At 70.9% G+C, this 9651-nt stretch carries 8 protein-coding genes and 1 rRNA gene; all 9 read right to left on the reverse strand.

Annotation, left to right across the window (positions count from 1 at the left end; genetic code table 11):
* Positions 1-252: 252 nt before the first annotated feature.
* Entirely contained in the window at positions 253-1200 is a 948-nt protein-coding gene (locus ACZ5ZX_RS41540) for a copper transporter (protein ID WP_465507509.1), read from the reverse strand.
* Positions 1197-2381: a putative cytokinetic ring protein SteA gene (gene steA / locus ACZ5ZX_RS41545; RefSeq protein ID WP_465507510.1), complete on the reverse strand. Its 1185-nt coding sequence runs from the start codon at positions 2379-2381 to the stop codon at positions 1197-1199. The genes ACZ5ZX_RS41540 and steA overlap by 4 nt, the downstream gene beginning before the upstream one ends.
* Positions 2382-2487: 106 nt before the next feature.
* Entirely contained in the window at positions 2488-4284 is a 1797-nt protein-coding gene (gene recN, locus ACZ5ZX_RS41550; protein ID WP_465507511.1) for a DNA repair protein RecN, read from the reverse strand.
* A gap of 105 nt (positions 4285-4389) precedes the next feature.
* Entirely contained in the window at positions 4390-5301 is a 912-nt protein-coding gene (locus tag ACZ5ZX_RS41555) for an NAD kinase (RefSeq protein WP_465507512.1), read from the reverse strand.
* Positions 5298-6113 carry a TlyA family RNA methyltransferase gene (locus ACZ5ZX_RS41560; protein ID WP_465507513.1) on the reverse strand — a complete coding sequence of 272 codons (816 nt, stop codon included), beginning with the start codon at positions 6111-6113 and terminating at the stop codon, positions 5298-5300. Before ACZ5ZX_RS41560 ends, ACZ5ZX_RS41555 begins: the two co-directional genes overlap by 4 nt.
* Before the next feature lie 4 nt (positions 6114-6117).
* A complete protein-coding gene (locus ACZ5ZX_RS41565; RefSeq protein ID WP_465507516.1) occupies positions 6118-6390 on the reverse strand; it encodes a hypothetical protein in 273 nt (90 codons plus the stop codon).
* 22 nt (positions 6391-6412) lie between these two features.
* Entirely contained in the window at positions 6413-7402 is a 990-nt protein-coding gene (locus ACZ5ZX_RS41570; protein WP_465507514.1) for an HAD-IIA family hydrolase, read from the reverse strand.
* Positions 7395-9395, reverse strand: coding sequence for a tetratricopeptide repeat protein (locus ACZ5ZX_RS41575; RefSeq protein ID WP_465507515.1), 2001 nt, complete (start codon positions 9393-9395; stop codon positions 7395-7397). The genes ACZ5ZX_RS41570 and ACZ5ZX_RS41575 overlap by 8 nt, the downstream gene beginning before the upstream one ends.
* A gap of 165 nt (positions 9396-9560) precedes the next feature.
* Positions 9561-9651 (reverse strand): 5S ribosomal RNA (rrf, locus tag ACZ5ZX_RS41580); the annotation flags it as partial.

Genomic DNA, 9651 nt, shown 5'->3' on the forward strand with positions numbered 1-9651 from the left:
GGCCGCCGACGAGGTGCGGGAAGTCCGTGAAGGCCTCCTTGCCTACCTTGAAGGTAGGCAAGGAGGCCTTCACGGACTTAAGAATACAGTCAAACGGTAACTAAACGGACATTTCTACTTGACTTGTGTCCCTTGTGGACAATCGAGAACGGCGGGTGCCACCCCTTAAGTCCCTGGCATTGACCTTCAGGGTAGGCAAGGGGACCTTCACGGCAGCGAGCCGATCAGACCACGTTTGCCCTACTCCGCCGGCTAGTTGCCTGCGGCGGCGATACCCGGAGCCGGGGCCTGGGCGTTACCGGCGATGCCGTAACGTCCGGCGCCGCCTTCGAGCTGCTCGCGCAACGCCATGATCGTGGTGACCCGGCCCGCCGCGGTCTCCGCGTTGTCCACAGTGGACAGGATGGAGGTCGCCGAGGTGTCGGCGCGGACGACCCCGATCGCGCCGGTGCCGTCGGCGGAGCCGGCGTCGCCCGCGAGCACCGTGCCCGCACCGGACCGGTCGAGCTGCGCGGCGAACCGCGCGACGGTCGAGGCACGGTCTCCCGCGCCGTCACCGGTGTACTTGGAGCCGGTGAGCACGATCGCGAGCTGCGCGGGCTTCACGTCCTGGCCCGCCTTGAGGAAACCACCGTCGGTGAGCCCGCCGAGCGCGGCCGCCAGTTCCACCGGCGTGGACTGCGGCTGCGCGTTGTCCTTGTTCAGCAACGCCACCGAACCGAGCAGCGCGCCTGCCAGGGTGCCGGGGTCGCCCGCGGTCGGGAACTGGACACCGGCGGGCTGCAGGCGCGTCACGACGTCACGCAGCTGATCGGACCGCATCGGGTCGGAGAACGCCTCGGTCAGCTGGATCTCGCCGGTGACCGAGCCACCGGCCTGCCCGACGAGCTGCTTGAGCGCGTCGCGGTCCGCGGGCTTCGCGTCCTCGGTGGTCACCAGCACCACCGACCGCTTGTCCAGCTGCCCGGCGACGACCTTGGGTCCCATCGCCCCGGCGAACGCGTCCGCGTCGCTGAGCCGGGCGTTGAGGGAATTGCGCTGCGCTTCCAGATCCGCGACCTGGGACCCCAGGTCCTCCTTCTGCCCGGCGAGCCCGGACAGCAGCGAACCGTTCAGCGCCGTGGACCCGAGCACCACCCCGATGGCGAGCGCCAGGAAGCAGGCGGCGATGGAAACGATGTGGTACCGCAGAGAAATCACGTGAAAAGTCCCTTGCCCCAGGCGATGAACGAGTTCCAGGTGTCGCGGATCCAGTCGAGGTAGACCGAACCCACGTCGGACACCAGCAGCGCGGCCGCGACGGCCACCAAGGCCGCCAGCACCAGCAGGACGACGGCGCCGATCGAGACGCGGCTGCGGTGCAGGGTCGCGACCGCCTTGCCGTCGACCAGTTTCGTGCCGAGTTTGAGCCGGGTGAGGAACGTCGACGGATTCGACCCGGACCGGCCGTGGTCGAGGAATTCCCGCAGTGTCGCCTGGAAACCGACGGTGACCACCAGGCTCGCCTCATGCGCGTCGGCCAGCAGCAGGGCCAGGTCCTCGGCGTTGCCCGTGGCGGGGAAGGTGACCGCGCCGATCCCGAGGTCCTGGATGCGCTCGACACCCGGCGCGTGCCCGTCCGGCTGTGCCGGGACCACGACCTCGCCGCCGCTGCGCAGCGTTTCCGCACCGATCCCATGCGGGTCGCCGACGATGACGTCCGGCAGGTACCCCTGCGCCCGCAGGGTGTCGGCACCGGCGTCGACCCCGATCAGCACCGGACGGTGCTCGGAAATGTACTTCTTCAGCTTCTTCAGGTCCTCGGCGTGCCCGTTGCCGCCCGCGACCACCAGTGCGTGCCGGTCCCGCAAGGGAACCCGGATCTCCGGCACCCCGACGCCATCGAGAATGAGGCTGCGTTCCCGGCGGAGGAATTCGATCGTGTTCGCGGAGAACGCCTCCAGCTGGGTGGACATCCCGGCCTTGGCCTCGATCATCTGGTCCGCGACGCTTTCGCGCGTCTGCTGGATCCCGGAGCCGATCTGCCGCTCGCCGACGTAGACGACGCCCTCGTGCAGACGGAGTTTCGTGCCGTCCTTCACCTTGCGCAGCAGCTCGCCGCCGACCGAGTCGACCAGCAGGATCCCCGCCTCGAGCAGGACCTCCGGCCCCAGGTTGGGGAACCGGCCGGAGATCGACGGCGAGGCGTTCACCACCGCCGCCACTTCGGCCTCCACCAAGGCGTCGGCCGTCGAACGGTCGAGATCGAGCTGGTCGAGGACGACGATGTCGCCAGGGCTCAGCCGGCGGAGAAGCTCACGGGTACGCCTGTCGACCCTGGCGACGCCGGTGATCCCGGGGAGGGTCTCTTGGTTACGCGTGAGCAAGCCGGTGAGCTTCATGCGACCGATAGTGACAAATCGGCGCGGCCTTATGCGTCCGCCACGCCGAAGGGAACACGCCGATTAACCCACACCGGGTCGCGCGACTCCTATGCCGTCTCGTCCGTTACTTCGCCTTCTTGCGCTTTCCGCCGCGGCGGGATTTGGGCTTGTCCGGCGCGCTCTTGTCGGCCTCGGCGACGGCGAGCAATTCCTCGGCGTGCGCGCGGCCGGTCTCGGTGCTTTCCATTCCGGCGAGCATCCGCGCGAGTTCGACGACCCGCTCGGATTGTTCGAGTACGCGCACGCCACTGCGGGTCACCCCGCCGCTCGTGCCCTTGTCCACCACCAGATGCTGATCGGCGAACGCGGCCACCTGCGGCAGGTGCGTGACCACCAGGACCTGGTGGCTGCGCGCCAGCCGTGCCAGCCGCCTGCCGATCTCGACCGCGGCGCGGCCGCCGACCCCGGCGTCGACCTCGTCGAACACCAGGGTCTGCACGGTGTCGGCATGCGCGAGGACGACCTCGATCGCCAGCATCACGCGGGAAAGCTCACCGCCGGAAGCGGCCTTGTGCACCGGGAGCGGCGGTGCGCCGTTGTGCGCGCGCAGCAGCAGCTCGACGTCGTCGACGCCGTCGGGGCCGGCGTGCACCAGCCTGCCTTCGACCTTCACCGCGTGCGGGTCGCTCTCGTCCACGGTGCGCCGCTCGACGGTGATCTCGATTTCGGCCTGCCCCATGGCGAGCCCGGACATCTCGGCGGTGATCGCCTCGGCCAGTTCGGCGGCGGCCTCGACGCGGGCTTCCGACAACCGGAGGGCGTGTTCCGCCAGCGTGACGGCGAGTTCGTCGCGGCGCTTGGCCAGTTCGGCCAGCGCCTCCTCGGAAGTGTCCATCGTGGACATCCGGCGGCGGGCGTCGTCGGCCCAGGCGAGCACACCGTCCACATCGGCGGCGTACTTGCGCGTGAGCCGCTTCAAGTCGGCCTGGCGGGCGAGCACCTTTTCCAGCAGCGCGGGGTCGGCGTCGAGCGTTTCGAGGTAGCTCCCCAGCTCGGTGCCCACTTCGGACAGCAGTACCGAAGCCTCGTCGAGGCGGGGGCCCAGATCGCGGAGCACGGCGTCCTCGGAGCCCGTCAGCTGGCGCGTCGCCTCGCCGATCAGCCCCAGCGCGCCGGGCGCGTCCGGATCCCCGTCGGAGGAACCGGCGACGGCGGCGTGCGCCGCACTGGCCGCGGCCCGCAGCTCGTCGACCGCGGCGAGCCGCTTGATCTGCTCGGTGAGTTCGGTGTCCTCGCCGGGTTCCGGCGCGACCGCGTCGATCTCGGCGAGACCGTGCCTCAGCAGGTCTGCCTGCTGGGCCATCTCACGGGAACGGGTGGACCGCTCGGTCAGTTCGGCGACGACGGCGAGCCACTCGTCCCGTACCGCGCGGTACTGCTCCAAGGGTTCGGTGACGGCTTCACCGGCGAACCGGTCGATCACGGCGCGCTGCTCGGCGGGCCGCAGCAGCCGCAGCTGATCGTTCTGCCCGTGCACCGCGATCAGCTGCTCGGACAGATCGGCCAGCACACCGACCGGCACCGAACGGCCACCGAGGTGGGCGCGAGAGCGGCCGTCGACCGAGACCGCGCGCAGCGCGATGACGCTGCCGTCCTCGTCGACCTCCGCCCCGGCGTCGGTGACTATCCGGGTGGCGCCCTCGGCACCGCCCAGTTCGAATCGGCCTTCCACGAAGGCCTTCAGCATTCCCGTTCGCACCTTGGACACTTCGGCTCGGCCGCCGGAGAGCAGGTGCAACCCGCTGACGACCATGGTCTTGCCCGCACCCGTCTCACCGGTGACGACGGTGAAGCCCGCGTGCAGTTCCAGCAGGGCGTCCTCGATGACTCCGAGGCCCTGGATGCGCATCTCGGCCAGCACGACGCCCACCGTAGCGGCCTACCCCGACCATTCCCGCACCCGGCACGAGATGAACGGGACTTTCCTGGCGAATTTCGCGATGAAAGTCCCGTTCATGACCTCTCCTCAGCGGGCGTGCCGCTCCCGCCAGCCCTTGATCGGCAACGAGAACTTGTGCACCAGCCGGTCGGTGAAGGGGCCTTCCCACAACCGGATCAGCCGCACCGGCACCCGGCCGCAGGTGACCCGCACGGCCGCACCGGCGGGTAGATCGAAGGTCCGCGATCCGTCGCAGGTCAGGACGGCGGGCGAGCCGTCCGGATCGATGGCGACGGTGATCTCCGAGTCACGGGAGACGACCAACGGCCGGGAGAACATCGCGTGCGCGTTGCTCGGCACCACCAGCAGCGCCTGGACGTCCGGCCAGATGATCGGCCCGCCCGCGGAGAACGCGTACGCCGTCGAGCCGGTCGGGGTGGCGCACAGGACGCCGTCGCAGCCGAAGGAGGACACGGGCCTGCCGTCGACCTCGATGAGGGCGTCCAGCACTCGCTCACGTGAGCTCTTCTCGACACTGGCCTCGTTGAGCGCCCACGTGTGGACGGTCTCCTCGCCGTCGATACTGACCGTGACGTCGACGGTCATCCGCTCTTCGACCTGGTAGTCGCCGTCGACCGCGCGCTGGACGGTGTCGGCCAGCTTGTCCGAATCGGCCTCCGCGAGGAACCCGACCCGGCCGAGGTTCACCCCGAGCACCGGAACACCGTTCGGCCTCGCCAGTTCCGCGGCCCGCAGCAACGTGCCGTCGCCGCCGAGCACGAACACCAGCTCGGTCCCGGCCGCCGGGTCCTGTTCCGGCGCCATGACCGTGCAGGGCGCGCCGATCCCGCCGTCCGCCTCGAGCATCTCCCGGACGTCCTCGTCGAGGACCCGCAGCCGCACACCGGCCTTGGCGAAACGGGCCGATACCTCGCGTGCCGCGTCCCGGGTCGCGTCCCGGTCCGGGTGCACGACGAGCAGCACCTCGCGATCGCTCATTGGGGTCCCTCCAGGACTGCGGTACGGACGAGCCGTTCGGCGTCGGTGCCGACGGTCTCCCCCGTCCCGCGGGTAAGCCAGACGAAGTATTCGACGTTCCCGGACGGGCCGGGAAGCGGGCTCGCCACGACGCCGCGCAGGCGCAGGTCCAGTTTCTCGGCCTCGGCGAGCACACCCAGCACCGATTCGGCCCGCAGCTCCGGGTCGCGCACGACGCCGCCGCTGCCGAGCCGGTCCTTGCCGACCTCGAACTGCGGTTTCACCATCGGCACCAGATCGGCGCCGTCCCGTGCGCACGCGGCCAGCGCGGGCAGCACGAGTTTGAGCGAGATGAACGAGAGGTCACCGACCACGAGATCGACCTGCCCGCCGAGGTCTTCCGGGGTCAGGTTGCGGACGTTCGTCTTGTCGAGGACGACCACGCGGTCGTCGGTACGCAGCCGCCAGTCCAGCAGACCGCGGCCGACGTCGGCGGCGAGCACCGTGGCGGCGCCGTTGCGCAGCAGGACGTCGGTGAAGCCACCGGTCGAGGCGCCGGCGTCGAGGCAGCGCTTTCCGTCGACGGAAAGGCCGTGCGGGGTGAAGGCGGCGAGCGCGCCGAGCAGTTTGTGCGCGCCGCGCGAGGCCCAGCCGGGGTCGTCGCTGTCGCGCACCACGATCGGCGCGCCGGACTCGACCCCGGTCGCGGGTTTGGTGGCCACCATCCCGCGCACACTGACCTTGCCCTCGGCGATCAGCGCGGACGCCTGCTCGCGGGAGCGGGCCAGACCCCGCCGGACGAGTTCCGCGTCCAGGCGGGCGCGTTTGGGCACGCGGTCAGACCTTGTCGATGGTGGACAGCGCCACCGTCAGCTCGGTGTGCACGGCTTCGAAACGGTCGACGTGCTCCGAGAGCGGAAGCGAGGCGAGGTCGTCGAGGCCCGCCACGGCTTCGTCGACCCCGGCACGGGGATCCGTGTCCTGCTGCGCGTACAGCGCCGATGGTCCCTCGGCGGGAAAGCGTGCCTCGGGACGGTCGGTCTGGTCACCCGGGACCGGCGGCGGTCCGGGCACCGGGGGTCGCGGAACGGGGTGGAAGTGGTCTTGCACCCCACCAAGTTAGCAGCGCTGGTCAGGCGAGGCGCAGCTCGCCGAGCGCGGCGCGGGCGGTGTCGCCGACGCCACGGACCTCGGTGATCCCCGTCTCCCAGGCAACCGAGCACAACGCGCGCAACAGGTCCAAGGAGTCGCCCTCACCCTCGGCCTCGAGCACGTCACCCTGTGCGGTGACCCGCCAGCCGTCCTTCGGGCCGACCTCGAGCAGATCCGCGCGGGCGCCGAGTCCGGACAGGTCCCACGCGAGGTACCGCGGCCGTTCCTCGGGCCTCGCCTTGATCAGGGACGCCGCGTCGGCGACCCCGGTCAGCACGCAGAGCGCGTCGATCCCGGCCGCGACCGCGCCCTCGATGTCGGTGTCCAGCCTGTCGCCGACGACGAGGGACCGCTCCGCGCCCGCGTCCCGCGCCGCCGTGGTGAACAGCGACGGCGCCGGTTTACCCGCCACCAGCGGTTCGACGCCGGTGGCGGTGCGCAACGCGGCCACCATCGACCCGTTGCCCGGCAGCAGTCCGCGTTCGGACGGCAGGGTCGCGTCGACGTTGGTCGCCACCCACAGCGCGCCCGCGCGGATGGCGAGACACGCCTCCGCGAGGGCGGCCCAGGTGTTCTCCGGGGAATGCCCCTGCACGACGGCGGCCACGTCCGGCCCGGCTTCCCGGACCGTGCGCAGTCCCGCCGACTCGAGTTGGGCGGCGAGCGAGTCCGTACCCACGACGAGCACGACGGCGCCCTCCGGCAGCCGCTCACCCAGCAGGGCCGCGGCCGCCTGAGAGCTCGTGTGGACCTCGTCGGGGGTGGCGGGCAGGCCGAGTGCCTCCAGATGCGCGGCGACCTCCTCGGGTGCCTTGGAGGCGTTGTTCGTCACCCAGCGGACGGCCGTGCCGGCGTCCCGGAGCGCCCGGAGTGCTTCCGGGGCGCCCGGGACGACCGTGCTGCCGTGATAGACCGTGCCGTCGAGGTCGAACAGGACCGCGTCGTACCCGGCCGACAGGGCGTCAGCCATTCGTGAGCTCCGCGGCGCGCTCGGCGGCGTCGGTCTCGTCCTCCTCGTCGGCCTCTGCCGCGTTGAGGAACCAGCGGATCGCTTCTTCCTTGCGGTCGGCGGCCGCGAGGTTGTCGGCGTAGGCGTAGAACAGCCGGGCGCTCCACGGGTCGCGCTTCTCCGCCTTGAGGTCGTCGCCCTGCAGGGAGACGACGGCGGCGTCCAGCTGACCGAGGTCACGGCGCGCACCGGCGGCGACGATCGCGAGTTCGATCTGGGTCGCCTTGGACAGACGCTCCTTGTCGACCTCCTTCGCGAGGTCCAGCGCCCGCTCCGGACGCCCGATGGCACGCTCGGCGTCGGCGATGATCGCGATGTGGTCGTCGGCGCGGGTCATCCGGCGGACGGCTCGAAGCTCCGAAAGCGCTTCGGACCAGTTGCCGGCGTGGTAGGCCACCAGACCGAGCGCCTCACGGACGATCGGCACACGCGACGCCTTGGCCTTCGCGTACTTGGCGTGCTCCATCGCGGCTTCGGGGTCTTCGTCGACCAGTCCGCCCGCCGCGACGAGGTGCTTGCCGACGGTTTCCGCGAGTGCCTTGGGCAGGGTGCGGAGTTCGCGACGGACCTCTTCGTCGAGGTCGGAGAACTCGATACCCTCGGGCAGTTCCGGAGCCGACAGCAGCTCGCGCGCCAAGGTCTCGTCGTCGACCGGCTTGTCCTCAGTGCGCGGCGAGGAGCGGAAGTCCTTGCGACCCTCGGAACGGTCGCGCTGGGGACGGTCGTCGCGCTTGCGCTCGAACCGGCCTTCACCGCCGCGGGAATCGCCGCGCTTGTCGTCGTACCGCTTCTCCGGCCGATCGGACGGCTTGCGGTCGGGACGGTCGGACCGAACTGGACGGTCGGAACGCTCGGGGCGATCGCCGGAGGGGCGGTAGCCGCCACGGCGGTCGTCGTCGCGGCCGCGGTCACGGTCGCCGAAGCTCTTGCGCTCGTAGCCACCGCCCGTGGGACGGCGGTCCCCCGAGGAGGGGCCACGCCGGTCGTCACGGCGATCGTCACGCCGGTCGCCGCCGTAGCCGCCGGAACGCGCATCACCGCGGTCGTCGCGGTAGGACGGGCGCCGGTCGTCGCTGCCGCCACGCTTGTCACGGTCGCCGTAGGACTTGCCCTGCGGGCGGCCTTCGTAGCGGTTGCCGGACGGGCGGTCGTCGGAACGGCCGCGGTTGTCCGAGCTGTAACCGGAGCGAGCCGGACGGCTGTCGGTGCGCTTCTCGTACCGGCCTTCGGAACGGCTGTCCGAACGGCTGTCGGAGCGATTGTCCGAGCGGTTGTCGTAGCGACGCTCGGGACGGCCCTCGGAGGAGCGGTAGCCGCCACGGTCGCCACCGCGGTTCTCGCGGTTGTCGGACCGGTAGCCGCCGCGATCGCCGCCACGGCTGTCGCCGCCACGGCTGTCGCCGCCACGGTTGTCGGACCGGTAGCCGCCACGGTCACCGCCACGAGTGTCGCCACCGCGGTTGTCGGACCGGTAGCCGCCACGGCTGTCGCCACCGCGGTTGTCGCCACCGCGGTTGTCGGACCGGTAGCCACCGCGGTCATCGCCCCGGTAACCGCCACGGCGGTCGTTGTCACGGCCACCGGACCGGTCGTCGCGGCGGTCGCCTGCTCCGGTTCCGCCACGGCGGTCGTCGTTGTTGTAACGCGGACGGTTCTCGTCGCGGCCCTGACCGGCGAAACGACCGCCGGCACGCTGGTCGCGAGGACCATCGCCACTGCCGGCGCTTCGCGCGGGCTTGCCGGGATAGCTGCCGGTGCCGCGGGCACCGCGGTCGTCCCGGCGCGGGCGGCCCTGATAGCCACCGTCACGGCCGCCTCGGTCCTGCCTGCCACCGGCGGAACCGCGCCGGTCACCTCGTTGCGCGTCAGACCGGCCTCCGCGGGGACTCTCGTCCCGGCGACCCGACCGGCCGGACGCGCCATCATCTGAGTCACGTCGACCGAACTCGGACACCTGGCCTCCTGCCACTATTGAAAAAGTTTTCGATACCGGCGACACCCATCGGGCGCGCCAACGGACCACTGTAGTCCGTCCCTGGACATGAAAAGAGACAGGGCCCTGACCGGGGAGAACCTGTCAGAGGTTCTCGACCCTGGTCAGGACCCTGTCCTGAAGTTAGTCCGGCGGTGTCCTACTCTCCCACAACCCTTCGGTTGCAGTACCATCGGCGCTGTCAGGCTTAGCTTCCGGGTTCGGAATGGGACCGGGC

Source organism: Amycolatopsis sp. NPDC033938, assembly GCF_055575975.1.